This is a genomic window from Streptomyces sp. NPDC004721 (genome assembly GCF_053601495.1).
Genome location: NZ_JBSGBZ010000010.1, coordinates 202,852 through 229,136, shown reverse-complemented (window position 1 = coordinate 229,136; position 26,285 = coordinate 202,852). Strand labels below are relative to the sequence as shown.

Genomic DNA, 26,285 nt, shown 5'->3' with positions numbered 1-26,285 from the left:
GTGGGGGGGGCGCGGTGCGCCCTCCCCCTCCCCCCCCCCCCGACGTGCGCGCCGAGGGGGGCGGAAGCGGACCGCGCCGACCGACGTGCGCGCCGAGGGGGGCGGAAGCGGACCGCGCCGACCGACGTGCGCGCCGAGGGGGGCGGAAGAGCAGGGCCTAACGCCGACCGGCCGCGGCGGCCGGAAGCGCAGCTTGCGCCGTCTCGCCGCAGGTCACCGGGCGGCTCCGAACTCCTGGGTCCAGTAGTTGCCGGGCTGGGCGAGACCGACGCCGATCTCCTTGAAGGAGCAGTTGAGGATGTTCGCCTTGTGCCCGGCGCTGGACATCCAGCCCGCCATGACCTGCTCCGGAGTGGCGTAACCGTAGGCGACGTTCTCGCCGTAGCTCTGCCAGCTGTAGCCGGCACGCGTGATGCGGTCGCCCGGGTTGGACCCGTCGGACCCGGTGTGCGACATGTTCCGGTGGGCCGCCATGTCCTCGCTGTGTGCCTGGGCGGCCTTGGTCAGCTTCGCGTTCACGGTCAGCGCCGAGCAACCGGCCTTGGACCGCTCGGCGTTGACGAGTTCCACGACGCGAGCCGTGGGCCCGGACGACGTGCCGGTGTCCTTGGACGCGCTCGGCTCGGCGGGCGCACTGGCATCCGGCGCGCTCGGTTCGGCGGGGGCAGCGGTGTCCGGCGCGCTCGGTTCGGCGGGCGCACCGGCGTCCGGCGCGCTCGGTTGGCTGGGGGCGGCCGACTCGGCCGGGGCCCCCTGCGGCGGGCTGATCGGGGAGACGGGGTTGCCCTTCTGCCAGCTCCAGCCCGGGTTGCCCCGCGGGTTCCAGCCGGGGTTGCCCTGCTGGTTCCCGGCGCCGTAGGAGGGACGCTCTCCAGGGGCGGCCGGCCGGCCGTTGCAGGCCAGTGCGGCGGTAGGTATGGCGACGGCGCCCGTGGCGACGGCGGCGACGACTATGCGCCGGTAGTGCTGCTTCTTGCGGTGCGTGCCCATTGCGTGACCTCGCTCGGGGTGGGGGGTCGTCATTCTCTGGACGGCTCCGCAAAGGGCGCAAAGGGCGCTCGGTACTACCTGACCTCGTAGGTTCGAGATGCCCTTGCGAAAGCGAACGCGGGCGTGCTGCCCTCGGCCGGCGCGGCCTCCGGATTCCTGGCACACCGTCAGAAGACCCCGGACCGCGCGGGGCGAGCGAAGGTGGCGGGGGAGGGGAGCGCCGCCGGGCTCGCCGCGACACGCTCCCGCACGAAGACGGACAAATCCCATATGTCGCCAGAGCGGCATCTACTAAGCAGCCCGCTTAGTTACGGGAATGAGGTGATGGATGTCACGGAATCGCGGTTTCGTGACCATGTTCCACGTGTTGTGTCGCCGGGTCCTATACGAGGGGAGGGGCGCGTCCCGCGTGATGCGAGGGGCGCGGCGACACACCGGACTTTCACCCTTCGTTTTCTTGAGTCGTTCGTGTTTGCGGCGTAGGTTCGGCGCATGACCGGACCTCGGACCGAGTCCACAGCCGGGGAGCTTCGTGACGCCGGCCTGCGCGTGACCGCCGTGCGGGTGGCGCTGCTCGAGACCGTACGGGCAGGTGATCACCTCGATGTCGAGGCGATCGCCTCCGGCGCGCGCGAGCGCGTCGGTCACGTCTCCCTGCAAGCCGTCTACGAGGCGCTGCGCGCGCTCACCGCGGCGGGGCTCGTGCGCCGTATCGAACCGGCCGGCAGTCCGGCCCGGTTCGAGGGGCGCGTCGGGGACAACCACCACCACGTCGTGTGCCGCTCGTGCGGTGCCCTCGCCGACGTCGACTGTGCCGTCGGCGACGCTCCCTGTCTGGCCGCGTCCGAGGACCACGGCTTCTCGATCCACGAGGCCGAGGTCAACTACTGGGGCCTGTGCCCCGCCTGTTCCACCTCCGGCAGTACCTGAGCTCGCGATCCGCCCAGTCCGGAAGGAAGATCATGTCCGAGAACCCCGATGCAATCGTGACCGACGCGAAGACGGAGGGCACAGGCGGCTGCCCGGTCGCGCACGGTCGTGCGGCGCACCCCACCCAGGGTGGTGGAAACCGCCAGTGGTGGCCGGAGCGCCTCAACCTGAAGATCCTCGCCAAGAACCCCGCGGTGGCCAACCCCCTCGGCGGGGACTTCGACTACGCCGAGGCGTTCAAGAGCCTCGACCTCCCGGCCGTCAAGCGGGACGTCGCCGAGGTGCTGACCACCTCGCAGGACTGGTGGCCCGCCGACTTCGGCCACTACGGCCCCTTCATCATCCGGATGGCGTGGCACAGTGCCGGCACCTACCGGATCAGCGACGGCCGGGGCGGCGCCGGCGCCGGCCAGCAGCGCTTCGCACCGCTCAACAGCTGGCCGGACAACGGGAACCTGGACAAGGCCCGCCGCCTGCTGTGGCCGGTGAAGAAGAAGTACGGCCGGAACCTCTCGTGGGCCGACCTCATGATCCTCGCCGGCAACGTCGCCCTGGAGTCGATGGGCTTCAAGACCTTCGGGTACGCCGGCGGCCGTGAGGACGTGTGGGAGCCCGAGGAGGACGTCTACTGGGGTCCCGAGACCACCTGGCTCGGCGACGAGCGCTACACCGGCGACCACGAGCTGGAGAACCCGCTCGGCGCCGTCCAGATGGGTCTGATCTACGTCAACCCCGAGGGCCCGAACGGCAACCCGGACCCGATCGCCGCGGCCCGCGACGTCCGTGAGACGTTCCGCCGGATGGCGATGAACGACGAGGAGACGGTCGCCCTGATCGCGGGCGGTCACACCTTTGGCAAGACCCACGGCGCGGGCCCCGCCGACCACGTCGGCCCCGCTCCCGAGGGCGCCTCGATGGAGGAGCAGGGCCTCGGCTGGCGGAGCACCTACGGCACCGGCAAGGGCGGCGACGCGATCACCAGCGGCCTGGAGGGCATCTGGACGGACACGCCGACCACCTGGGACAACAGCTTCTTCCAGATCCTGTTCGGTTACGAGTGGGAGCTGTTCAAGAGCCCGGCCGGCGCCTACCAGTGGCGGCCGAAGGACGGCGCGGGCGCGGACACCGTCCCCGACGCCCACGACCCGTCCAGGCGGCACGCGCCCACGATGCTGACGACGGACCTCTCGCTGCGCGTCGACCCGGCCTACGAGCCGATCTCGCGCCGCTTCATGGAGAACCCGGAGGAGTTCGCGGACGCCTTCGCGCGCGCGTGGTTCAAGCTGACCCACCGCGACATGGGCCCGGTTGTGCGCTACCTCGGCCCGGAGGTTCCGACGGAGACGCTGCTGTGGCAGGACCCGCTGCCCGAGGCGGAGTACGAGCAGATCGACGCCGGGGACGCCGCCGAGCTCAAGGCCAGGATCCTCGACTCGGGTCTGTCCGTGTCGCAGCTGGTGTCCACCGCGTGGGCGTCGGCCTCTACCTTCCGCGGCAGCGACAAGCGGGGCGGTGCCAACGGCGCCCGCATCCGGCTTCAGCCGCAGAGCGGCTGGGAGGTCAACGACCCCGACGAGCTGGCGACGGTGCTGCGCACCCTGGAGCAGGTCCAGGAGTCCTTCAACGCCGCCCAGAGCGGCGGCAAGCGGGTCTCGCTGGCCGACCTGATCGTGCTCGCCGGTGGTGCGGCCGTCGAGCGGGCCGCCAAGGAGGCCGGCGTCGACGTCGAGGTGCCCTTCACCCCGGGCCGCGTGGACGCCTCGCAGGAGCAGACCGACGCGGAGTCCTTCGCCGCGCTGGAGCCCACCGCCGACGGGTTCCGCAACCACTACGGGAAGGGCAACCGGCTGCCGGCCGAGTACCTGCTGCTCGACCGGGCGAACCTGCTGACCCTGAGCGCCCCCGAGATGACGGTCCTCGTCGGCGGTCTGCGCGCCCTGGGCGCCACGTACAAGGGTTCGCAGCTCGGCGTCCTCACCGCGACGCCCGGCGTGCTGACCAACGACTTCTTCGTCAACCTGCTCGACCTGGGCACGACGTGGAAGGCGACGTCCGAGGACGCCGCTGCCTTCGAGGGCCGCGACGCCGCCACCGGTGAGGTCAAGTGGACGGGCAGCCGTGCCGACCTCGTCTTCGGGTCCAACTCCGAGCTGCGCGCGCTCGCGGAGGTCTACGCGAGCGACGACGCGAAGGAGAAGTTCGTCGAGGACTTCGTCGCGGCGTGGGTCAAGGTCATGAACCTCGACCGGTTCGACCTCGCCTGATCGCGCATGACCACAACCGAACACAGCTGATCACGCCTGACAACGGCTGATCATGGCATCGAGGCCGGCCGGCCCGCTCCGGCCGGCCTCGACGTGTTCCCGCCTCCCTGTGTCCCGGAATCTTGTTTCGTCCTACACCTAAGTGCATAATGCGCTTATGCATAAGCGGGTTATGGACCCAGCGGACCCCGAGGCGTCGCCCGAGGACCTGATGATCGCCGTCGAGCAGATGGTCCGCTACGTACGCCGCAGCGCCACCGCCGGCGGACTGAGCACGGCCGCCTCCTCGGCACTGTCCCGGCTGGGCCGCGAGGGCCCCTACCGGCTGACCGAGCTGGCTCGGGCGGAAAGCGTGTCCCAGCCCAACATGACCCAGCTCGTGACCCGGCTGGAGAGGGCGGGCCTGGTACGGCGCACCGCCGACCACAGCGACGGCCGGGGCGTGCTGGTGGAGGCCACCGACGCCGGTCTCGAGCTCTTCCGGCGGCGCCGCGCCGAACGCGCCCGGGCCCTTCAGCAGCTCGTGGAGGAACTGCCCGAGGCCGAGCAGCGCGCGGTGCGGGTGGCGCTGCCGGCCCTGGCCCGCGTCATCGAGGACCGCCAGGCGCGCTCCTGACCCGCCGCGCCGCCACCGCTCACCTCAGCCCACCTCACAGGAGAGGCGCACATGAGTGCACCGCACGGAAAGACCGCCGGTCACGGAAAGGTCGCCAGCCCTTTCAAGCAGCCCAAGGCCGTCTGGGCCGTCGCGTTCGCCTGCGTCATCTCGTTCATGGGCATCGGCCTGGTCGACCCGATCCTGCCCGCCCTGGCCGAGAGCCTGCACGCCACGCCCAGCCAGGTCTCCCTGCTGTTCAGCAGCTACCTGATCGTCACTGCGGTCGCGATGCTGATCGTCGGCTGGTTCTCCAGCCGCTTCGGGGCCAAGCGCACCCTCGTCACCGGCCTGGCCGTCATCGTCGTCTTCGCCGCCCTGGCCGGCTCGTCGGGCTCCATCAACGGCATCGTCGGCTTCCGCGCCGGCTGGGGGCTGGGCAACGCCCTGTTCATCGCCACCTCGCTGGCCGTCATCGTCGCCTCGGCCAGCGGCGGCTTCGGCGGCGCGATCATCCTCTACGAGACCGCGCTCGGCCTCGGCATCGCCGTGGGCCCGCTGCTCGGCGGCGAACTGGGCGCCATCAGCTGGCGCGGCCCCTTCTTCGGCGTCGCCGTCCTCATGGCCGTCGCCCTCATAGCCACCCTGGCCTTCGTCCCGACCCTGCCGAAACCCGAGCGTCGCACCTCGCCCCTCGCCCCCCTCAGGGCACTGCGCCACCGCGGCCTGCTGACGATGGGCATCATGGCCCTGCTGTACAACTGGGGCTTCTTCACCATGCTCGGCTACGCGCCGTACCCGATGGAGCTCAGCGCCCACCAGCTCGGGCTGGTCTTCACCGGATGGGGCCTGCTCGTGGCCGCCTTCAGCGTCTTCTTCGCCCCGCGCCTTCAGGCCCGCTACGGCACCGCCCCCGTGCTCTACGCCAACCTGCTCGGTCTGAGCATCGTGATGGCCGTCATCGCGGCCGGCGTCGCCACGCCCACTGTGGTCATCGTGGCGGTCGTCGCCAGCGGCGCCTTCATCGGCATCAACAACACCCTGACCACCCAGGCCGTCATGCTCGTCTCCCCGGTCGAGCGGCCCGTCGCCTCCTCCGCGTACGGCTTCCTGCGGTTCATCGGCGGCGGCCTGGCACCCTACGTCGCCGGCAAGCTCGCCGACGCCACCGACCTCAGCGTCCCGTTCTACCTGGGCGCCGCCACCTTCCTCCTCGCCATTCCGGTGCTGGCCTGCGGCCACCGGCTGCTGCGGGAGGCCGAGGCGCGCACCGGGGAAGGGGAGCCCGTCACACCGACGTTCACGCCCGTCGGCACGGCGGCGTCCACCGGCACGGCGCCCGTGGTCGTCGCCGTCGGCGCCCACGATGGTGCCGCCGTGATTGTCGACGCCGCGGCACGGCTCGCCCGGGACACCGGCAGCCCCCTGGAGGTCGTGCACGTCCAGCAGATCGCCGTCGTCGAGGAACAGGCGGCCGACGCAGAGGACTTCGCGCAGGCCCGCGCCACCGTCACCGCCCACCTCGACCGGCTCGCCGCCCATGGCGTCGTCGCGCGGGGCCAGATCCTCGGCAGCGTCGGCGACCACGCGGCGGCCGGCCGCGCCCTGGCCCGGCACGCCGCCGAGGTGGGCGCGCGTGCCGTGGCGGTGGGCCGTTCGCCGCGTGGCCCGCTCGCCCAGTTCGCCGACGGCAGTTTCACCGCGGCCCTGACCCACACCGCCACCTGCACCGTGGTCCTGGTCGACCCCGACAGCGAGCCGCGGCCGCTGACCGCGGCCGCGTTGTCCGAACTCCGGGGCGCGGCGGGCTGACCGGCGTCCGATGCACGGACGGGGACCGCGTGGCGAACGTCCGCCACGCGGTCCCCGTCCGTGCGGCGGGCGCTACCGGTCGCGGGGGGCGCGCCGCGTGTGCGAGCGGGGGTCGACGGCCAGGGAGCCCGCGGTGACCTCCTCGGGGTCGAGTTCCTGCCGGCCGTGCCGGTCGCCGCGGAACACGTCGCCGTACAGGTCCTCGAGCCAGGAGGACTGGTAGATCGTGTCGAGGTAGCGCTCCCCGAGGTCCGGGGCGATGGCCACGGCGGTCAGGTCGCGGGCGTCGTTGCGCGACAGCCAGTCCATCGCGCCGCTGACCACCGTCCCGGTGGAGCCGCCGAACAGGAAGCCGCGCTGGGCCAGCCGATGGCAGGCGCGGATGGTGTCCGCCTCCTCGACCCGGACCACCTCGTCGACGAAGGACTCGTCGAGCAGTGGCGGGCGCATGCTCATGCCCAGTCCGGGGATCATCCGCCGGCCCGGCTTGCCGCCGAAGGCCACCGAGCCGACGGTGTCCACCGCGACGATCCGCACCGGCCGGTGCCACTCGCGGAAGAAGCGGGCGCAGCCCATCAGTGTGCCCGTGGTGCCCGAGCCGACGAACAGCACGTCGAGACGGGGGAACTGGCGGGCGATCTCCGGCGCGGTCCTGCGGTAGTGGGCCCCCCAGTTGTTCGGGTTGGTGTACTGGCTGAGCCAGACGTACCGCTCGTCGGAGGCGCACAGCGCGCGGACGTAGTCGATCCGCGCGCCGAGGAAGCCGCCGTTGGCGTCCAGGTCGGCGATGACGTGCACCTCGCTGCCCAGCGCCTCCATCAGCAGCCGGGCGGACAGGTTGCAGCGGGAGTCCGTCACGCAGAGGAACCGGTAGCCCTTGCTGGCGGCGATCATGCTGAGCGCCACACCGAGGTTGCCGGACGAGGACTCGATGAGGATCGAGCGGGGCGTCAGGAGGCCGTCCCGTTCCGCGGCCTCCACCATCTCTGTCGCGGCCTTCATCTTGATCGAGCCGGCGAAGTTGAAGCCCTCGCACTTCAGGTAGAGCGAGCGCCCGAATATCGGCCGGAGATCAACATAGAGTTGGCCTTCGTTGAAGGCGTGGGGGGCTGAGATGACGGGCACGCTGGCCTCCTGATGCCTGGGCCGAGGGTAGGAACGTTCAGCCGTACCGGCGCAGCTCATGGAAGAAGTCGTCGATGACGTGCAGGTTTTTGGCGCGGGCCACCTCGTCGTAGACGTACTTGCCGACGGCGAGGTCGAGGACCCCCAGGCCGAACGGCGAGAAGATCACCGGCCGGTCGGCGGGCGGATCCACCCGCCCGGTCATGACGTCGTCGAGGGTGCCGTGCAGGAAGTCCCGGCCTCCGGTGAGCTGCTCGGTCAGGTGCGGCGAGGTGCCGGCCTTCAGGCAGTGCTCGACGTCGTCGACGAAGTTGGCGGCGGAGAGCAGCACCTGGGGGGCGAGGTCGCGCAGCGACACGTGCAGGACGACCGGATGGTGGGTGAACCAGGCCGGGTCGGTGACGTGCGGCTCGCCGGCGATCGTCGCGAAGACCACCAGGTCGCTGGAGCGGATCAGGTCCTCGCCGCTCTCGTGGACGGTGACCTTCGGGGCGTGCCCGGCGGCACCGCTCTGGCCCAGGTAGCCGCAGAACCCGGCGGAGCTGTCGGCGGAAACGTCGTAGACGCCGACGCTGTCGAAGCTGAAGCCGGTGCCGGTCAGGAAGGTGTGGATGTAGCGTGCGATCAGGCCGGTGCCGAAGAAGCCGACCCGGGTTGGGCGGGGCCGGTTGCGGGTGAGCCAGTCGGCGGCCAGCGCCGCGGACGCGGCGGTCCTGGTGGCGCTGATGATGGAGCTCTCCATGCAGGCGAACGGGTAGCCGGTGTCGTGGTCGTTGAGGATCAGGACCGCCGAGGCCCGGGGCAGGCCGGCGTCGACGTTGGCCGGGAAGCTGGAGATCCACTTCAGTCCGTCCACGCCCACCGACCCGCCGACGGAGGCCGGCAGCGCGATGATCCGCGCCGTGGGACGGTCGGGGAAGCGCAGGAAGTACGACGGCGGGTTCACTGTGCTGCCCGAGCCGTGCAGCCGGTACGTCGCCTCGACCAGTTCCGTGAGCTGCTTCTCGCGCCCTTCGAGCGCTTGCCGGACCTGGGCGCCGGAGATCACGGCGAAGGTCGGCACCGGGGCGGGCCGGAAGGTGGTCGGGTCGGTGGCGGGGGAGGTCACGGGAGTCATCGCCGGCTTCCCTTCGGGGTCGGGCCGTACTCGGCAAGGCGCTGGGGCTCGGCCATGGCGACGAGCACCTGCCGGTCACCGGTGAAGGCCTCCCTGCTGTGCGCCATGCGGATGTTGTCGACCAGCATCAGGTCGCCGGACTGCCAGGGCTCGCGTCGGGTGTGCGCCTCGTACGTCTCGTTGAGCAGCTGCACGACCTCCTCGCCGATCGGTGTGCCGTCGCCGAAGCGGGTGTTGAACGGCAGCCCGTCCTCGCCGTACTCGTCCACCAGGTACTCGCGCACCTCCGGGGCCAGCGTCCACTCGTTGAGGAAGGCGATCTGGTTGAACCAGCAGCGCCGGCCGGTGTCCGGGTGCCGCACCACGGCGCAGCGCCGCTGCCGGGTACGCAGGCCGCCGTCGGGCTGCCAGGCGAACTCGATGGCGTGGGCGCGGCAGTAGTTCTCGACGGTCTCGCGGTCGTCGGTGCCGAACGACTCCGCCAGGGACGCCCCGATCTCGTCGTTGTAGCTGCGGGTGAGCAGCCAGCCCTCGCGCTCGAAACGCTCGGTCAGCCCCGCGGGCAGCGCGTTCAGCACCGCCTCCGCGTCGGCGACCGCGGTCGCCCCGCCCTCGGTGGGCGCGGTCGGGCACGCGAACAGCATCAGACCGGGCACCTTGAGCGCGTAACTCAGCTCGTGGTGCATGCACATGGGCTGGTTGGCGGGCCAGGCGGTGGAGGAGTACAGACCGCGGCCGTAGGCCTCGCGGGGGGCGAAGGCCTCCCGTTCCGGCATCAGCGGGCCGGCCAGTTCCGTGAAGACGGCGGAGATCTGCTCGGGCTCCCGCAGCCCCAGGCCGCGTACGAGCACGGCTCCGTGCTCGGCGACCCGGGCCCGCAGTGCCTCGCGGTGCTCGGCCGCCCATCCGGTCGCGTCCGCAGAGGTCTCGACACGCAGGACGGGCGGTCTGCCCGGTCGCAGCTCCACCTCCAGTACCGAAGCCGGGGACGAGAACGACATCTCGGTTTCCTTTCGTTCGTCACCAACGAGGCCGGGGCGGGCCTCAGCGGTGTTCAGGAGGAGGCCAGCAGGTCGGCGGCGTCCAGTACGGCCGCCGCCACCGCGGCCGGGCGGGTGCGTGGGAAGTAGTGGCCGCCGTCGGTGAGTTCACGCAGGTCCACCTGTTCGGCGAGGAACTCCCAGTCCCGCCAGTGGTCCTGGAAGCCCGCGGTGCTCGGGTCGTCGGCGGCGACGACCACGGTGACCGGCGCGGCCAGTCTCACCGCCGGCGGGCTGTCGAGGGCGTCGGCGAAGCAGCGGTGCGCCGACACGCAGTCGTGCCGGTAGGCGGCCCCGACGCGCTCGGCGTGCTCCGCGTTCAGCTCGCCGAGTTCCAGGTGGCCGCCGTCCGCACCGAGCCGCGCGGCGATCTCGGCATCGCTGCGCTTGGTCAACTCGATGGCGGCGGCGCGTCGTTCGATGGCTGTGCCGGGCAACTGCGCGCCGAGGAACACCCGAGTCACCTCCACTCCGAGCGCGGAGAGCCTCCGGGCGGTCAGCAGGGCGGGCGCGGTGCCGGAGGAGTGGCCCCAGAGCATGACCCGCTTGAGGCCGCGCCCGGCGATCTCCGCGGCGACCCGCTCCACCACCTGTTCCAAGGGCGCGAACGGCTCCTCCCCGGCGGCCAGGTCGTGGCCGGGCAGGTCCACCGCGTGGACGGCGACGCCACTGCCGGCCAGGGCGCTCGCCAGCGGCTGGAAGTTGACCGCGTTGCCGCCCGCGTGGGGGAAGCACACCAGCGCGCACTCGGAGGAATCCTCGTCCGCCGACAACGGCTGGAGCAGCTCCGGCCGCTGCCGGGCCGTGCCGTCGAGGCACGCCGCGAGGTCGGCGAGTACCGGGTGCCGGGTGATGTCCTTGAGGGACACCGCGCGGTTCAGGGCGATGGTGAGCTTCACCGCCGACAGGGAGGTCGCGCCGAGGTCGAAGAAGTGGTCCCGCCGGCCGATCGTCTGCCCGGGCAGGCCCAGCAGTTCCGCCCAGGCGGCCGCCAGCCTCCGCTCGGCCGGGGTGCGCGGGGCGTCGTGGGACTCACCGGAAGCGGCTTCGTCCGCCGCCGGCGTGCCGCGTTCGGCCAGCGCGGTCAGCGCCTTGCGGTCGATCTTGCCGTTGGCGGTCAGCGGCAGCCCGTCCTGCCAGTGGAAGGCCGACGGGACCATGTACGCGGGGAGCACGGCACCGAGCGCGTCGCGCAACTCCTCCGGTTCGAGTCGCCGACCGGTGTGGAAGGCGATCAGATGCGTGCTGCGGCCCGCGAGTTCGGCGATGACCACCGCGCCGTCCCGGACCCCGGGAACGCGCAGCAGGGTGTTCTCGATCTCCCCGATCTCGATGCGGAACCCGCGGATCTTGACCTGGCTGTCCCGGCGGCCGAGGAACTCCAGCTTCCCGCCGGGGTGCCAGCGACCCCAGTCGCCCGCCAGATACAGCCGCTCGCCAGGCCGGTGCGGGTCCTCGCGGTAGGCCTCACGGGTCCGCTCGGGGTCGTTGACGTATCCGCGTCCCACGCACACGCCGGAGAAGGCGATCAGCCCGGGGGCGCCGAGCGGCACCGGAGAAAGGTGCTCGTCGACCACGTAGACGCGCACGTTGCCGACCGGGCGCCCCAGCAGCACCCGTTCCGGAACCGCGTCCATGACCTCGTGGTTGGTGTCGTCCGAAGTCTCCGTCAGCCCATAGGCGTTGACCAGCTTGATGCCGGGCTGGAGGGCGAACCAGCGCTGGACGAGTTCCCGCTTCAGCGCCTCGCCGGTCACCGAAACGCAGGCCAGGTCGGGCAGTTCGCGGGGGTGCCGCTCCAGGTACGAGGCCACCACCTCCAGATAGGAGGGCACGACCTGCGCCACGGCGACCCGGCCGCGCACCAGCGTGTCGACGAACCGCTCCACGTCCACGACGGCTTCCTGCTCGACCAGCAGGGTCCGCCCGCCCACCAGCAGCGCGGCCAGCAGCTGCCACAGGGAGATGTCGAAGCACTGCGGAGCCGTCTGTGCCACCACCCGCCCGGGACCGATCCCCAGATCGTCGATCTTGGCGTACAGGTGGTTGAGCATGCCGGCGTGCTCGCACATCGCTCCCTTGGGCTCGCCGGTGGAGCCGGAGGTGAAGTAGATGTACGCCAACTGGCCCGGGGAGACCTCCACCCGGAGGTCGTCGTCCGCGTGCTCCTCCGCGTACGCCGTTTCGATCAGCAGCTTCTCGGTCCCCGGCGGCAGTGCGGCCGGTGCCTCGTCCAGGGTGGCGGTGCTGCCCGGCTCGGTCAGCACCAGCCGGCAGCCGGCCCGGGCGAGCATCGCCCCGATGCGCTCGGCCGGGAAGTGCGGCTCGATCGGCAGATAGGCACCGCCGGCCTTGAACACCGCCAGCACCGCCGCCAGCCAGTCGAGGTTGCGCTCGGTGACCACGGCCACCACGTCCTCCCGGCCCAGACCGCGCGCCAGCAGCGCGCGGGCCAGCCGGTTGGCCCGCGCGTTCAGCTCCCCGTACGTCCACGAGCGGTCGCCGTGCACCGCGGCCACCGCCTCGGGGTCGGCCCGTACCCGCTCCTCGAAGAGTTCGTGCGCCCGCGCGGACGGCAGCTCCCGGTGGGGTCCGGCCAGCCCCTCCAACTGGTCGCGCGTCTCCTCGGGCGACAGCAGGCTCTGCCCGGTGTGCTCGGCGTCCACGTCGGCGGTCATCAGCCGCAGCGCGGTCAGGTGGTAGCCGCAGACCCGGGCCGCGGCCTCGGCGTCCAGCGCGTCCGTGCGGTACCGCAAGCGTGCCGTCAGCAGCCCGTCGCGCTCGCCGAAGGCCATCCGCAGCACCGCCTCGGCGGGCAGGGCGCCGCTCCCGGTGTCCGCCGGGTCGAAGACGGCCTCGAACAACGGTTCCGGGAGTCCCAGCTCCCGGCGCAGCTCGTCCACGGGGAAGTCCCGGTGCGCGATCAGGTCCGCCGCGACACGGTGGACGTCGAGCACCAGCCGGCGCCAGGACCCCGGTGCGACGGCAGGCCGGCAGGGCAGCGGGCCGGCGTCGGGGCCCGTGACCCAGCCCGTCACCACGTCCTGCTCACCGGACAGCGCGGCCAGCACCTTGGCGTGCGCGGCCAGCAGGACCGCGCTGGACGGCACCCCCAGCTCCGCCGCGAGGGCGCGCACCGCCCGCGCTGTCCCGGCCGGCACGGTCTCCTCGTGCTCGGCGTCACCGGCCACCGGCTCGGGTGCCCACCGCGGAACGGCGGTGAAGCCGCCGGCGGTGAGCACCTCGCTCCAGAACTCCCTGTCCGCTGCCACGCGCGCTCCCATTGAATGGCCCTTCCTCACTTCGCCGTCGGCGCGGCGGGATTTCCGCCCCATTCCGCCTTCGCGGGGACTTCCTCGCCCTTCATGAGGAAGGAATCGGGCGCCAGTACGGCCCCGTCGCCCACCGTCACGCCGTAGTGCACGTGCGCGCCGACCCCGAGCGTGCAGTCGGAGCCGAGCGTGGTGCGGTCCGACTTGAAGGTGCCGTCCTCCTGCGAGTGGCACTGGATCTTGCTGCCCGCGTTCAGCGTGCAGTCGTCCCCGATGACGGTGAGCGTCCGCTCCGTGATGTAGCAGCCGTCGTCGAAGACCCTGCGGCCGATGCGCACGCCCATCAGGCGCCAGACCAGGCTCTTGAACGGGGTCCCGTTGAACACCTCGAGCCATTCGTCGGGCACCTTCCACAGCCGCTCGTGCCACCAGAAGTACGGGTCGTAGATGGAGCACAGGCGGGGGCGGAGGGAGCGGAAGGCGGCGATGGCCCGCTCCACCAGGATGAAGTAGCCGGCCGTGATGGCGACGGTGAGGGCCAGGTAGCCGGCGATCACCACATGGCCCAGGGTGCCGTACAGGTCGACGCAGGCCAGAGCGATGCCCGTGAGCACGGCGGCGAGCACCCAGCGCAGCAGCAGGTGGAGCGCCATGGAACGCAGGTTGTAGCGATTCTTCGCGGCGAGGTTGCGGCGCAGGGCGTCGCCCGTCCTGAGGTGGTCGAAGCGGGTGTCGCGCTCCACCGAACGGGGGATCTCGAAGCACGGTGAGCCGAGCAGCCCGACCCCTTCGCGCAGTTCGCCGTCGAGGGGGACCATCACCTTCGTCGCGAGCAGGCAGTTGTCGCCCGTTCTGGCTCCCGCCGGATAGGCGATGTTGTTGCCGAGGAAGTTGCGCGCGCCGACCGTCGCCCGGCTCACCTTGAAGGAGGTGCTGGAGTAGTCGGCGTTGATGATGGAGAGCCCGTCGGCCACCATCGTCCCGCTGCCGACGGACACCAGGAACGGCGTCTCGTGCTGCACCTCGGTGCCGAAGTTCGAGCCGGTCTGCTCCACCTGGGACAGGTCGTATCCGAGCCGGCGCAGATAGGGGACGATGTAGGAGCTGTCGCCGACGAGCCAGGGGAAGAACTTGATGTTCGTCAGGCCGGCCACGGCCCGGTGCATCGCGTACTGGAAGCCGTAGAGCGGGTAGACCCGGTCGGGCTTGACGGCCAGGCTCAGCAGCCGGGGCACCGCGAACATCAGGGCCAGGCCCACGACGAGCCCGCCGAAGAACAGCACGGCGGACACGGCCAGGGTGTCGGTGAGGAACTCCGGCACCGTGGACAGGGTCGTCCCCGCGTCCAGACGGCCGCGCAGCGCCGGGACCTCCGCGAACAGCATGTAGATGCCGCCGAGGGCGAACGGCAGGTACAGCAGGAAGAGCTGGAGCAGGGAGGACACCCCGAAGACGGCCCGCCGCAGCGTGCCGCACCGGGTCGGCTCGACCCTGATGTGGTCGACCGACGTGGGCTGTGCCGGGGAGCCGTGCCGGCGTTCACCGGCCGGCACGTGCTGGCCCCGGTACAGGGCGGAGGCGTGGCCGAGCTGCGAGCCGTCGCCCATCGAGGTGTCGATGTCGAGCACCGACTTCTCGCCGACGAAGGCGTCCCGGCCGATGTCGATCCGGCCGGTCTGGATGTGCCCGGCGTGTGCCCGGTAGCACTGGAAGAACGCGTCCTTGCGGATCACCGTGCCCGCGCCGATGGTGAGCAGGTCGGTGCAGACCGGCACGGAGTGGGAGAGGATCGTGACGTCCTTGCCGATCCGCGCGCCCAGGGCCCGCAGGTACATCACGTACACAGGATTTCCGATGAAGAGGATCATCGGATTCGCGTGCAGGAGCACCTTGACGATCCAGAAGCGGAGATAGGCCGCACCCCACACCGGGAACTCGCCCGGCTTCCAGCGGCCGACGAGAATCCACTTCGCCGCGACCGGGAAGGCGCACAGCAGGAGAAAACCGCCGGTCCCGAACACCAGGGACCGGAGATAGATGTCGACGACACCCGATGCCGAGCCGATCCACTCGTAGGCCCGTGCGGTGGCCATTCCGGCGACGAACGAATATCCGAGGAAGATGAGCAACTGGGCGGCTCCGCACAGCACGTAGCGAGCCGTGCTCGGTGCCGCCCCGGCCGGTGCCGGCGTCCCGCCCGCGGGTGCCGCCGGGGCCGCTGGCGCGGGTGCGGCGGCGGGTGGTGGAGCGAGGCTCGCGAGGGCTTCCGCCAGGCTGCGGACCGTGGGGTTGCGGTAGATGTCCTTCATGGACACCGGCGGCAGGTCGGATCTCTTCCGGACCCGCGCACAGAATTGCGCCATGACCAGGGAGTTGGCGCCCAGGTCGTCGAAGAAATGACTTTCGGGCGGAACGTGTTCGGCGTGTACGACGTCCGCCAGGATTCCGGCGAGCTCCCCCTCGGTATCCGCCGCCGTCGGGAGGGTTCCTGCATGCCCGGCGATCACGGGTTCGTCCGGCCCGGGCATCAAGATGTCGGCAGACTTCTCCACCATGCGAGCTCCCTGAAGGAAAGGTCGAAAACCATCGGTCAACGGTGCCCGGTCTCCGGGACCGTGCGTTTTCGCCTGATCACGAAACCACTGATCAGTCTTGTTCGGTCGTCGCTCGGATGCCACTCGGATTCACTCGCGCCGAGGGAACCGGAACGTTCGACGCGCCTCTATTCCTCGGTTCTTCGCGCCGACGGCCTGAGTAATCTCACCCGTATGGGGGTTCACCTTCTGGAGGGCCCCGGCACACCGCGGGGGCGTATCGGCGCGGTGGCCGACGGGGCGTGGAACGCGCGTTCGTACGGGTATGAGGGGAAAGAAAAGAGGGGGGAAGGTACGGCACCGCGTGGCGGTGGGCCGGCGGTGTCCCGTGCCGGGCCGAGTGGCCTCGGTCCGGCCCCGCGCGCAGACTGTGCAGTGAGGCGGGGCCGCCCGGGGCTGGGCGGCAACGCGAGGCCGTCCTGTTCGGGGCTGTGCCGGCCGTTCGCCGGACCGTTCGTTGAGGGGGCCGATATGGCCGTGGAAATCCCGCCCCTGCTGAGCCCCTCACGGCTCAGGCGCCGTGGCGGGCTCTTGGGCGAATGCATGGCGGAGTTCCTGGGGACGCTGGTCCTCATCGCCTTCGGATGCGGCTCGGTGGCCATGGCGGTGGCGGCGCTGCCCGGCTCGGGACGCACCGAGGGGCCCACGACGTTCTTCATCAGTGCCGGTGACTGGCTGCTGGTCGGCTGGGGCTGGGCCTTCGCGGTGGCCTTCGGCGTGTACGTCGCCGGAGGCGTCAGCGGGGCGCACATCAACCCGGCGGTGACGCTGGCGTTCGCGGTGCGCCGCAAGTTCCCCTGGGTGAAGGTGGTTCCGTACTGGATCTCACAGGTGGCGGGCGCCTTCGTCGGCGCCGCGGTGGTGTACGCGGTCTATCACGACGCGATCAACACCTTCGACCAGGCGATGAAGGGACCGAAGACGCACGGGCACACCGTCGCCTCGTTCTCGATCTTCGCCACCTTCCCGGCGCCCTACTTCCACGGCGGTTACTGGGGGCCGCTCGTGGACCAGATCGTCGGCACCGCGTTCCTGGTCATGCTGATCGTGGCGGTCCTCGACCTGCGCAACACCGCCGTGAAGGCCAACCTCGGGCCGCTGGTCATCGGCTTCGTGGTGGCCGCCATCGGCATCTCCTACGGAGCGAACGCCGGGTACGCCATCAACCCGGCCCGTGACTTCGGTCCGCGCCTGTTCACCTTCTTCGCCGGGTGGGGAGACCTGGCTCTGCCCGGCAGCCTGGCCGGGTCGTTCAGCCATTACTGGTGGATCCCGATCGTCGGACCGCTCGTCGGCGGGGTCGTCGGCGTCCTGGTGTACGACCTGTTCGTCGGCGACGTACTGCACATCCGCGCCCAGGAGGGCCGGCTCCCGGAGCCCGGACGCACCCGCCCGACCGAGGAGAGCGACACCTAGGGCCTGCCGTCAGGAGTATGCCCAACGCGGTCGTCGCGGCTGGTGGTGCTGGTTCATGGCCCCCCTGGGCCCCGGTACGAGGGCCGGCCGCCTTGGCCTTCCCGGCGGCCGGCCGGATCGGCGCGGGCTCAGCCGTGGTAGCTGATGTAGCCGTCACCGTCGCGGTCGTCGCGGGCCTTGGTGTAGGAGTGGACGTCGGCGCGGGCACCGGAGGGCTTGAGCAGGTAAATGGTGTCCTTGTCGTTGTTCCAGATGAAGTTGCAGTTCTGGCGGTAGACGACGTTCTTGGCGTCGGAGTCCGTGCCCTTGCCCCCGCGCAGCTTCACGTAGTCGCCGGGCTCGAGTGTGTGGTTGGCGCGGAACGTGAACCGGTTGCCGGAGGCGTCCTTGACCACATAGCCCTTGAGGTTGACGGTCGCGGTGCGCGAGTAGTTCTTGATCGTCAGGTACTCGTCCTTGGTGTTGCCGGTACGGCAGTTGTTGGAGTCCCGTCCGGGCGCGTCGTACTGGACGCCCTTGACCTTCAGCGCGGACGAGTATTCGGCGGCCTGCGCCGGTGCGGCGGCGATGACGGCGATCGTCCCGGCCGTGGCGGCCACGGCCAGCGCGGAGCGTATACGCACGAGGTTCCCCCCTCAGTGGTGCCAATGGAGCCTCAGGAGCATACACAAGAAGTAAGAACAGGGTGACGGAGGGGTGGAGGGAGTGTGAAGATCACCGTGTCTCCTCGACACGTGAACCCCTCTCCATGCCGCGGTTGACGTGCTCTCCGGCGCTCCGAGCCCCGACGGGCCGGCTTTCGCCAGCCTCTGCCCGTGTGACCGAACCCACCAGCCTCACGCTCAGGGCGATCCGCGAGTCGTACGACACCGTCGCCGCCGCCTACGCCGAACAAGTCCCGAAACCGGCCGAGTTGGACCCGTTGTCGCGCGGGATGCTGGCGGCGTTCGCCGAGCAGGTGCGGCACGCCGGACTGGGACCGGTCGCGGATCTGGGCTGCGGGCCCGGCTATGTCACCGCCCACCTGCACGAGTCGGGGGTGCGCGCGATCGGCGTCGACCTGTCGGCCGGCATGGTGCGGCAGGCCCGGCACGCCCAGCCGGACCTGGCGTTCGCCCAGAGTTCGATGACCGCGCTGGGCCTGGCCGACGACGTGCTCGGCGGCATCCTCGCCTGGTACTCCACGCACCACACGCCCCCCGCGCTGCTGCCGGATGTCTTCGCCGAGTTCCACCGCACACTCGCGCCGGGAGGACGCCTGCTGTGGGGATGCCATGTCGGCGACGAACACCGGCGGCCCGCCCGGGGATACGGCCATCCCGTGTCCTACGAGTGGTACCTCCTCCCCGTGGAGCGGGTAGCCGAACTCCTGGAGCGGGCCGGGCTGGTCGTCACGGCCCGCCTGGTGCAGGAGCCCGCCGGGCGGCTGACGCGGCAGCACGCCTGCCTTCTGGCTCGGAAGGCCTGAGCGCTCCACCCGGTGCGGGACAACCGGCCGTGGTCCCGCGCCGGTTGGTCATCCGGTCGTCAGCACCATGCGGAACCGGGCGGCGCCGGCGAGCATCTTCCGGTACGCCTCGCCGGCCTGGTCCAGCGGCACCGCCTCGGTCATCGGACGAATCCCGTGCAGGGCGCTGAACGCCATCGTGTCCTGCACGTCCTGCGCGGTGCCCGACGGGTGCCCGCGGATGATCCGGGCGCCCGTGATCAGCTGGAGGGGGCTGATCCCCAGGGGCTCGGGCGCCGCCCCGATCACCACCAGCTCACCGCGGTGCGACAGTCCGTCGACGGTCGCCGCGATCGCATCGGAGCTGCCGGCCGTGGCCAGCACGACCTTGGCGCCGCCCAGCGATTGCAACGCGTCGGCGACGGGGGTGTCCGTCGTGCTGTCGACGTAGTGGTGCGCGCCGAGCTGCTTGGCGAAGTCGGCCTTGTCGGCCCCGCGCGCGATCGCCACCGTCTCGAAGCCCATGGCCACCGCGTACTGCACCCCCAGATGACCCAGGCCTCCGATGCCGAGCACGGCCACCAGATCACCCGGCTGCGCGGAGCTGCGCCGCAGTCCGTTGAACGTGGTCACGCCCGCGCACGCCATCGGCCCGGCGTCGGTCGCCGCCAGCGCGTCGGGGATCCGGGCCAGCGCGTCGACCGGCGCGATCACCCGCTCGGCGAAGCCGCCGTCGTAGGACCAGCCGGGGACCTTCAGATTCGGGCACACGATGAAGTCGCCCTGCCGGCACGGGGCGCAGTGGTGGCAGCTGCCGCCGAACCAGCCCACCGTCACCCGGTCGCCCACCTGCCAGCCCTGGTCCCGCGTCCCGTCGCCGAGCTGCTCGATCCGCCCGGCGATCTCGTGCCCGGCAACGACCGGGAAAGTGACCCCGGGCATCAGGGCGTCCACGAAGAAGCTGTCGCTGTGGCAGACTCCGCACGCCTCCACGGTGATCGCGACCTGGCCACGGCCCGGCTCCGCCGCCTCACGCTCGACGATCTCGAACGGACCGCCGGCGGTGGTCACCTGCGCGACTGTGTAGGTACTCATCTGTCTCTCCTGGAAGCGGGTACGACGGCCCCCGCAACCAGGACATCAGCTCCGCGCCGATCGCGCGCGTGGTACGGGCCCGCGAAGGGCCCGGCCACCGTCAGCCGCCCGGCATGGGGCGCACGGTCAGGATCTGCTGGGCGTGGCCGACCGGGCCGTGCAGATCGTGCAGGACCGTGCTGGTCAGGCCGACGCCGGTCGGGCCGAAAGCCACGGTGGTGTCCAGACCGGTCCAGGGGCCCTCCGGGCGGCGGTGCAGATGCACGGTCAGGTCGACGTTGGGAAACATCCACGCGGTGGGCGACTGGCGTATGGCGATGCCGTTCGCCGTGTCGACGAGGGAGAGGTAGGAGGCGAGCGGGCTGCTGGGCTCGCCGGCGACCAGGGTGAGCGGGGTGGAGACCCAGGCGGTGGTGCGGCCGGGGCTCGGCGGGGCGAGCGGACGCACGTCCAGGGACGCGATGAAACCGCCCGGCCAGGACTCGCTCATCGCCCAGGGTGCGAGCCGGTCGGGTGGGGTGAGCCGGTCGCCGGCACCCCCGGCGACGGCCGCGGTGTCCTGCGCCGACAGCAGCCAGACGCGGGCCCGGACCACCGGGCGGCCGGCGATGCGCACGACGGCTTCCAGGAGTTCGATGGTGCGGCCGGGGCGGAGGGTCTCCACCTCGATCTCGCACTCGTCCAGGGCCGGGCGGCCGAGGATGTCGTAGCTGATCCGGACCGGTATCAGGGCGCTGCCCCCACGCGCGGCCAAGTGGTCCTCGACCGCGTGGACGACCAGCCCGCCCAGCGGGCTGAAGTGCTGCTCATGCACGTCCCAGGCGCCACCGGCGTGTGCGGTGGGCTTGAAGCGGTGCTCGTCGATGCGCTCGTAGTAGCTGTCGGGAACCGGGGCGCCGATGTTCAACGGGTGCTTCTCCTCGGGCTGTTCACAGGAAAGCCGAGCAGGCACGGGTCTCTCGCGCCGTATCGGCCAGGCAGCCCCATCATGACCCAGCCCATACTTGGCACCTACACCGACCTGCCGTCAGGAGGCCCCGTGCTCTTGCGTGACGTCACCCCCGGCGACGTGGACGCGTACGTCCGGATGCGCTGCGACCCGGTCATGATGGCTGAGCTCGGCGGGCCCCTGCCGGCCGGCGGCATGGCGGACAAGGTGCGCCGGGACGCCCGGCAGGCGGCGGCCGGCGTCGCCTGGATCAAGATGATCGTCCCTGACCCGGCTACCCCCGAGGAGGTGGCCGGGACGGTGACCATCTGGACCCACGACGGCGACGGCGGCCCGATGTCGGAGATGGGCTGGATGGTACTGCCCCCGTACCAGGGCCGCGGTCTCGGCGGGCGCGCTGCCCGCGCGCTGCTGGAACGGGCGCGGGACGAGGACCGCTGGGGAGTGGTGCACGCCTTCCCGGCCACCACCAACGCGGCCTCGAACGGCATCTGCCGCTCGCTCGGCTTCCGGTTCGTCGCCGAGCGCGAGGTGGCGTTCGCCGGCCGGGTGCTGCGCACCAACCACTGGGCGATCACCCCGCGCACGGACCTGACGCCGGGGTGAGGCGGCACGGGTCAGCCGAGGCTCACCCACCCGTGCTCCTCGGCGGAGCGGGCCATCGCGTCCAGGGCCACCGCGGCGGCCACGGCGTCGTCGAGGGTGGCGCCGTGGACCCTGCCCTCCGTGACCGAGCGCAGGAAGTGGTACGCCTCGATGACCTTGAGGTCGTCGTAGCCCATGGCGTTGGCCGCACCCGGCTGGAAGGCCTCGTACTCGCCGTGGCCGGGACCCACGTAGACCGTGCTGACGGGCTGGTCCTGGTACGCGGTGCCGCGGCTGACGCCGAGTTCGCCCATGCGCCGGAAGTCCCACCAGAGCGCGCCCCTGGTGCCGTGGATCTCGAAGCCGTAGTTGTTCTGCTCGCCCACCGAGACCCGGCACGCCTCCAGGACGCCGCGCGCGCCGGAGGCGAAACGCAGCAGGCAGCTGACGTAGTCGTCGTTCTCGACCGGACCGAGTTCACCGCCCGCCGCCCGGGTGTGACCGGCGGTGGCTCCGGCGGGCCGGGCCCGCTCGGGTACGAACACGGCGGTGTCGGCGGCCAGCGACTCGATCTCGCCGAGCAGATGGCGGGCCAGGTCGACCCCGTGCGAAGCCAGGTCGCCCAGCACCCCGCTGCCGCCGCGTTCACGCTCGTAGCGCCAGGTCAGGGCACCCTCCGGGTGGGCCGCGTAGTCGCTGAACAGCCGGATGCGGACATGGGTGACCCTGCCGATCTCACCGGCCGCGATCATCTCGCGGGCGGCGGCGACGGCGGGGGCGTTGCGGTAGTTGAAGCCGACCGTGCCCCGCACACCGGCCCCGGCGGCGGCGTCGGCGACCGCGCGGGCGTCGTCGGCGCTCAGGCCCACCGGCTTCTCGATCCAGATGTGCTTGCCCGCCTCGGCCATGGCGAGACCGATCTCGCGGTGCAGGAAGTTCGGGGCGGTGATGCTGACCGCCCGCACCCGGGGGTCGGCGGCGATCTCCCGCCAGTCGCGGGTGGCGGAGTCGAAGCCGTACCGCCCGGCCGCCTCCTCGGCCCGGCCGGGCACCTCGTCGGCGACGGCGACCAGGTGCGGACGTACCGCGAGCCCCGGGAAGTGGTGGGGCACGCGGGCGTACGCCTGGGTGTGCACCCGTCCCATCCAGCCGAATCCGACGACGGCGACGCCGAGCGTAGGCACCATGAAAGCCCCTCGTTTGGACCGATCCAAAACCTGGTGGCTCACCATGAGGCCGCCTCCCGCCAGGTGTCAAGCCACCGGATGACGCACCCTGCGAGCACCACAGGACCCCGCCTTCCGGCCTCTTTACAAGGGGCCTGCCCTCATGGAACGGTCCACAGCGTGCGACCGCCCACCATCCGTGACGTCGCCGCGCGCGCCGGTGTGTCCAAGTCCCTGGTCTCGCTGGTGCTGCGCGGCTCCGGCAGCGTGCGCCCCGAGAAGCGGCAGGCGGTGCTCGCCGCCGTCGAGGAACTCGGCTACCGGCCCAACGCCGCCGCCCGCAGCCTCAGCGAGCGCCGCACCCGCACCGTCGGCGTGCTGCTGAACGACATGCGCAACCCCTGGTTCGTGGAACTCCTCGACGGACTGAACTCCCGCCTCTACGAGTCCGGTCTGCACATGCTGCTCGCCGACGGCCACCTCAACCGGCGCCTGGGGGAGGACCTCACCCGCACCTTCACCGAACTGCGCGTCGACGGCCTGGTCGCCGTCGGCACCCTGCGGGATCCGGGGGCGCTGCGCGTCGCGGCCGGCCGGGTGCCCACCGTCGTCGCCGGTGCCCGCGAACCCGAACTGCCCGCGGTGGACGTCGTCGCGGGCGACGACGAGCAGGGCGCCCGGCTGGCCACCGAGCACCTCATCGCCCTCGGCCACCGGCACATCGCCCACATCGCCGGCCGGGGCGCGGTCGGCGACCTGCGCCGCCGCGGCTTCGAGGCAGCCATGCGCGCACACGGGCCGACCGGTACGGCGGTCGTCGAGCAGGGCGACCTCACCGAGGAGGGCGGCTACCGGGCGACCGTACGGCTGCTCAGCCGTACCCCGCGGCCCACCGCCGTGTTCGCGGTCAACGACATGGCCTGCGTCGGCGCGCTGTCCGCCGCCGAGGAGAGCGGCCTCCGGGTCCCGCGGGACCTCTCCCTGGCCGGTTACGACAACACCTACCTGTCGCGCCTGCGCCACGTGTGGCTGACCACCGTGGACAACGCCAGCCACGACGTGGGCCGGCGCGCCGCCCAGCGGCTGCTCGACCGCATCGACGACCCGGACCTGCCCCGCACGGTGGACCTGACCAGCCCGGTCCTGGAGGTGCGTGGCACGACCGCACCACCTGCCGGAACCGGCTGACGGGCACCCCCGGGGCGCCCCGTCGGACCTGGGCCGGAACCGGCCGCGCGGATCCGGGAGCCCGGGTGGCGCGGCGGCCGAGCGGGTTCCACGGGCGGGCGGACCCGGCGAATCGCCCCCGGGCGGCTGGTTACCCGGACACCGGGGTTCGGAAGTGAGCCCCTCGGGGTCCTCCGCGCCTCGCGCGTCGCGGAGGGCCCGCGCCCCGGCGCCGTCCGCCGCGGCCACCGTCCCGAACCCCCGGCCTGCGGAAACCAGCGCCCTCGCCGGTCCGGGCCAGGGGTGAGAACATGACGTGTGTCGCTCATGGACCTACGGCGTTCACCATCGGGACGGGTACTGGTCCTCATCCCCCTGGTACTGATCGCTGTGGTGGGCGTCGTCGACGCCCTGACCCCGCCGGACGTGCACCTCGGCCCGCTGCTGGTCGCGGCTCCCGCGTTCACCGCCGCGTTCTCCGGGCCCTGGCTCACCGCCCTGATCGGTGCGCTGGCGGCCGGGACAGAACTCTTCATCGGGGGCGTCCAGGGCACGCTCGGGACCCAGAACCTCCAGGCCCAGGTCGCGTCGCTGATCATCGTCTCGAGTCTGATCGTGGTGTTCTGCCTGTTCCGGGACCGGCGCGAGCACCAGCTGAAGCAGAGCCGGGTCGTGGCACAGGCCGTCCAGGACGTGCTCTTCCCGCCCCTGCCCGAGCGCAGCGGCCCCCTGCGGATCGCCTGCCTGTACCTCGCCGCCCAGGACGAGGCCACCATGGGCGGGGACCTCTACGCCGCCGCCCGCACCGGACACAGCACCCGGCTGCTCATCGCCGACGTGCGGGGCAAGGGACTGCCCGCGATCAGCCATGCCGCACTGCTGCTCGGCGCCTTCCGCGCGGCCGCGCACCGCCGGCCCTCGCTGCCGCGTCTGGCCGTGCACCTGGACGGCGCCATGCGCTGGGAGTTCCGGCAGTGGCAGACCGCGCAGATGCTCGACACCGACGAGTCCTTCGCCACCGCCCTGCTCGTGGACATCCCCGACAGCGAGCCCGTGCTGCACCTCCTCAATTGCGGCCACCCCTCCCCGCTGCTCATCGGCGCGGAAACCGCCGACCCCCTGACCGCGCAGGTCGTCGCACCACCGCTGGGCCTGGGCGAACTGTCCGAAGCCTTGGACTACATGGTCGCCTCGTTCCCGTTCCTGCCCGGCGACACACTGCTCCTGCACACCGACGGCGTCCTGGAGGCGCGCAACGCGCGGGGTGACTTCTACCCCCTCGCCGACCGGGCCGGCGCCTGGGTCGCCGAACCGCCGGAGCTGGTCCTGCGCCGACTGCACGACGACCTCGTCGCCTACACCCGCGGCCACCTGGGCGACGACGCCGCGGCCGTCGCGATCCGCCGCGGCCCTTTTTAGGGCCCCTCGTTCAGTGACACCGCGCGGTGCGTCGCCGACCCTCGGCCACGGCGGTCGGCCGGACGGCTCGTGGAATCCCCGGGCGCCTCGCGATTGCGCCGAGTGCGATCGGGTACGCGTGCAGGGCCCGTGCCCGGCCGGTCACCTCCCGGGCGGGCCGCTCGACTGCCGCGACCAGGGAAACCGCCATGCAGACACCAGCCAACGACAACACCCCGACGCCCGCCCAGCAAGCGCTGGATGTGCTTGCCGAGAACGCCGAGGACACGGTGGCACTGGACACGCTCGCGAGCAGCGACGTGCTGGTCCCCGTGCCCGACGACGCGAGCGAGGAGGACGCCACCAACCCCACGGCGGTGGCCCTGCCCGTCCTCGAACAACCGGGCGGCGAGCCGGTGGTGCCCGTGTTCACCTCCGAACTGGAGATGTCCGACCTGCTGCCCTTCGTCTCCCGCTACCGCCTCGTGCCGCTCGGTGCGCTCGCCTCCCAGTGGCCGGCCGACGACCTGTCGCTGACCATAGACGCCAGCTCGCCGCACGGTCTGACGCTCACCTCGGAGGGAGTGCGCAACCTGCTGGCCCGGCCGCAGGGCTGAGCGGCGCCGCGAGGAACAGCCGGGCCGGCCGCCGGTCGGCGGCACCACGGCGGCGGCCGGCTCAGGCGTCCTGGAGAAGGCCGATGAGGTTGCCGTCGGCATCCTTCGCGGAGGCGATCAGCCGGCCGCCGCCGACGTCCTGCACGTCCTGAAGCACCTCGGCGCCCGCGGCCACCAGCGCCGCCAGCCGGGCCCTGATGTCGTCGACGTGCCAGTACGGCACCGGTCCGGTCATGCCCTTGGCGTGCCCGTTCGGGTCGAGGCCGACGTCCTGCCCGGCGGCCTTGAAGCCGACGTAGTAGGGCGCGTCGGCGTACGGCTCGACCTCCAGCAGCGCGCTGAACAGGGCCTTCGCCCGGTCGAGGTCCTTGACGGGGTAGATGATCGTCTGCAGGCCGGCAGTCATGGCCATGGCGTACTCCTCGGTATTCGGCGGTATGCGGCTTCGCGTTCCGCAGCGGGAAGGGCCGACGTGTGCGTCGGTGGTTCCACGCTAGGTCGGGCAGGCGCCGTGCGGCTTCTCCGATCCTGACCGGTTGCCGGGAAGTGTCACCCGCCTCGCCGTACACACCCCCGTCGTCGCGTGCGGTGCGGATCTGGTGGGGTTAGCCTGTAGCCCGGCCGCGACGGGTTCGCGGCGCGGCGGTGGGGCCCGCCGTACTTAACCGTGGCAGTGCTGCCGCCAACGGTCCCTACTCGCATCACA

21 protein-coding genes are annotated in these 26,285 nt (G+C 71.8%); 10 read left to right on the top strand and 11 right to left on the bottom strand.

Annotated elements, in window-relative coordinates; translation table 11 throughout:
- Positions 1–213 precede the first annotated feature (213 nt).
- Positions 214–990, bottom strand: coding sequence for a CAP domain-containing protein (locus ACWEK3_RS12340; RefSeq protein ID WP_450539781.1), 777 nt, complete (start codon positions 988–990; stop codon positions 214–216).
- 492 nt (positions 991–1,482) lie between these two features.
- Here ACWEK3_RS12340 and ACWEK3_RS12335 point away from each other — a divergent pair, with 492 nt between their 5' ends.
- The 4 genes from ACWEK3_RS12335 (at position 1,483) to ACWEK3_RS12320 (ending at position 6,591) form a co-directional block, all read left to right on the top strand.
- On the top strand, positions 1,483–1,920 hold the full coding sequence (locus ACWEK3_RS12335) for a Fur family transcriptional regulator (protein WP_361411012.1): 438 nt from the start codon (positions 1,483–1,485) through the stop codon (positions 1,918–1,920).
- Between the two features lie 32 nt (positions 1,921–1,952).
- Positions 1,953–4,184, top strand: coding sequence for a catalase/peroxidase HPI (gene katG / locus ACWEK3_RS12330; protein WP_453249637.1), 2,232 nt, complete (start codon positions 1,953–1,955; stop codon positions 4,182–4,184).
- A gap of 157 nt (positions 4,185–4,341) precedes the next feature.
- Positions 4,342–4,800, top strand: coding sequence for a MarR family winged helix-turn-helix transcriptional regulator (locus ACWEK3_RS12325; protein WP_453249636.1), 459 nt, complete (start codon positions 4,342–4,344; stop codon positions 4,798–4,800).
- 51 nt (positions 4,801–4,851) lie between these two features.
- Positions 4,852–6,591 (top strand): MFS transporter, encoded by a 1,740-nt coding sequence (locus ACWEK3_RS12320; protein ID WP_453249635.1) that lies wholly within the window; start codon positions 4,852–4,854, stop codon positions 6,589–6,591.
- Positions 6,592–6,663: 72 nt separating this feature from the next.
- Here ACWEK3_RS12320 and sbnA read toward each other — a convergent pair whose 3' ends face one another.
- From sbnA to ACWEK3_RS12295, 5 genes are read right to left on the bottom strand one after another with little or no spacing between them, the layout of a single operon-like run.
- A complete protein-coding gene (sbnA, locus tag ACWEK3_RS12315; protein WP_453249634.1) occupies positions 6,664–7,716 on the bottom strand; it encodes a 2,3-diaminopropionate biosynthesis protein SbnA in 1,053 nt (350 codons plus the stop codon).
- 37 nt (positions 7,717–7,753) lie between these two features.
- Positions 7,754–8,833: a 2,3-diaminopropionate biosynthesis protein SbnB gene (gene sbnB, locus ACWEK3_RS12310; RefSeq protein WP_453249633.1), complete on the bottom strand. Its 1,080-nt coding sequence runs from the start codon at positions 8,831–8,833 to the stop codon at positions 7,754–7,756.
- On the bottom strand, positions 8,830–9,834 hold the full coding sequence (locus ACWEK3_RS12305) for a TauD/TfdA family dioxygenase (protein WP_450539792.1): 1,005 nt from the start codon (positions 9,832–9,834) through the stop codon (positions 8,830–8,832). Before ACWEK3_RS12305 ends, sbnB begins: the two co-directional genes overlap by 4 nt.
- A gap of 53 nt (positions 9,835–9,887) precedes the next feature.
- Positions 9,888–13,157, bottom strand: coding sequence for a non-ribosomal peptide synthetase (locus ACWEK3_RS12300; RefSeq protein ID WP_450539794.1), 3,270 nt, complete (start codon positions 13,155–13,157; stop codon positions 9,888–9,890).
- Between the two features lie 14 nt (positions 13,158–13,171).
- Positions 13,172–15,700: a Pls/PosA family non-ribosomal peptide synthetase gene (locus ACWEK3_RS12295; protein WP_450539795.1), complete on the bottom strand. Its 2,529-nt coding sequence runs from the start codon at positions 15,698–15,700 to the stop codon at positions 13,172–13,174.
- 510 nt (positions 15,701–16,210) lie between these two features.
- Between ACWEK3_RS12295 and ACWEK3_RS12290 the strand changes: the two genes are divergently transcribed.
- Positions 16,211–17,155: an MIP/aquaporin family protein gene (locus tag ACWEK3_RS12290; protein ID WP_384091712.1), complete on the top strand. Its 945-nt coding sequence runs from the start codon at positions 16,211–16,213 to the stop codon at positions 17,153–17,155.
- A gap of 128 nt (positions 17,156–17,283) precedes the next feature.
- Here the strand turns inward: ACWEK3_RS12290 and ACWEK3_RS12285 are convergent, their stop codons facing one another.
- A complete protein-coding gene (locus ACWEK3_RS12285; protein WP_453249632.1) occupies positions 17,284–17,778 on the bottom strand; it encodes a lamin tail domain-containing protein in 495 nt (164 codons plus the stop codon).
- 194 nt (positions 17,779–17,972) lie between these two features.
- Between ACWEK3_RS12285 and ACWEK3_RS12280 the strand changes: the two genes are divergently transcribed.
- Positions 17,973–18,623 (top strand): class I SAM-dependent methyltransferase, encoded by a 651-nt coding sequence (locus ACWEK3_RS12280; protein WP_453249631.1) that lies wholly within the window; start codon positions 17,973–17,975, stop codon positions 18,621–18,623.
- 48 nt (positions 18,624–18,671) lie between these two features.
- On the opposite strand, the gene ACWEK3_RS12275 is transcribed toward ACWEK3_RS12280, so the two are convergent.
- Positions 18,672–19,697, bottom strand: a complete 1,026-nt coding sequence (locus ACWEK3_RS12275; protein WP_453249630.1) for an alcohol dehydrogenase — start codon at positions 19,695–19,697, stop codon at positions 18,672–18,674.
- Positions 19,698–19,797: 100 nt separating this feature from the next.
- Complete coding sequence (locus ACWEK3_RS12270; protein ID WP_453249629.1) at positions 19,798–20,604, bottom strand: thioesterase family protein; 807 nt, start codon at positions 20,602–20,604, stop codon at positions 19,798–19,800.
- 132 nt (positions 20,605–20,736) lie between these two features.
- Between ACWEK3_RS12270 and ACWEK3_RS12265 the strand changes: the two genes are divergently transcribed.
- Positions 20,737–21,252 (top strand): GNAT family N-acetyltransferase, encoded by a 516-nt coding sequence (locus ACWEK3_RS12265; RefSeq protein WP_450539803.1) that lies wholly within the window; start codon positions 20,737–20,739, stop codon positions 21,250–21,252.
- Between the two features lie 11 nt (positions 21,253–21,263).
- Here ACWEK3_RS12265 and ACWEK3_RS12260 read toward each other — a convergent pair whose 3' ends face one another.
- The gene (locus ACWEK3_RS12260) at positions 21,264–22,418 is read right to left on the bottom strand and encodes a Gfo/Idh/MocA family protein (protein WP_450539804.1); all 1,155 of its coding nucleotides are present in this window, start codon (positions 22,416–22,418) and stop codon (positions 21,264–21,266) included.
- Positions 22,419–22,577: 159 nt separating this feature from the next.
- Here ACWEK3_RS12260 and ACWEK3_RS12255 point away from each other — a divergent pair, with 159 nt between their 5' ends.
- From ACWEK3_RS12255 to ACWEK3_RS12245, 3 genes are all read left to right on the top strand, one after another.
- Entirely contained in the window at positions 22,578–23,585 is a 1,008-nt protein-coding gene (locus tag ACWEK3_RS12255) for a LacI family DNA-binding transcriptional regulator (RefSeq protein ID WP_453249628.1), read from the top strand.
- 306 nt (positions 23,586–23,891) lie between these two features.
- A complete protein-coding gene (locus ACWEK3_RS12250; RefSeq protein WP_450539895.1) occupies positions 23,892–24,983 on the top strand; it encodes a PP2C family protein-serine/threonine phosphatase in 1,092 nt (363 codons plus the stop codon).
- Between the two features lie 188 nt (positions 24,984–25,171).
- Positions 25,172–25,579, top strand: coding sequence for an SseB family protein (locus ACWEK3_RS12245; protein ID WP_141364137.1), 408 nt, complete (start codon positions 25,172–25,174; stop codon positions 25,577–25,579).
- 61 nt (positions 25,580–25,640) lie between these two features.
- On the opposite strand, the gene ACWEK3_RS12240 is transcribed toward ACWEK3_RS12245, so the two are convergent.
- Complete coding sequence (locus ACWEK3_RS12240) at positions 25,641–25,985, bottom strand: VOC family protein (RefSeq protein ID WP_225077712.1); 345 nt, start codon at positions 25,983–25,985, stop codon at positions 25,641–25,643.
- Positions 25,986–26,285 lie beyond the last annotated feature (300 nt).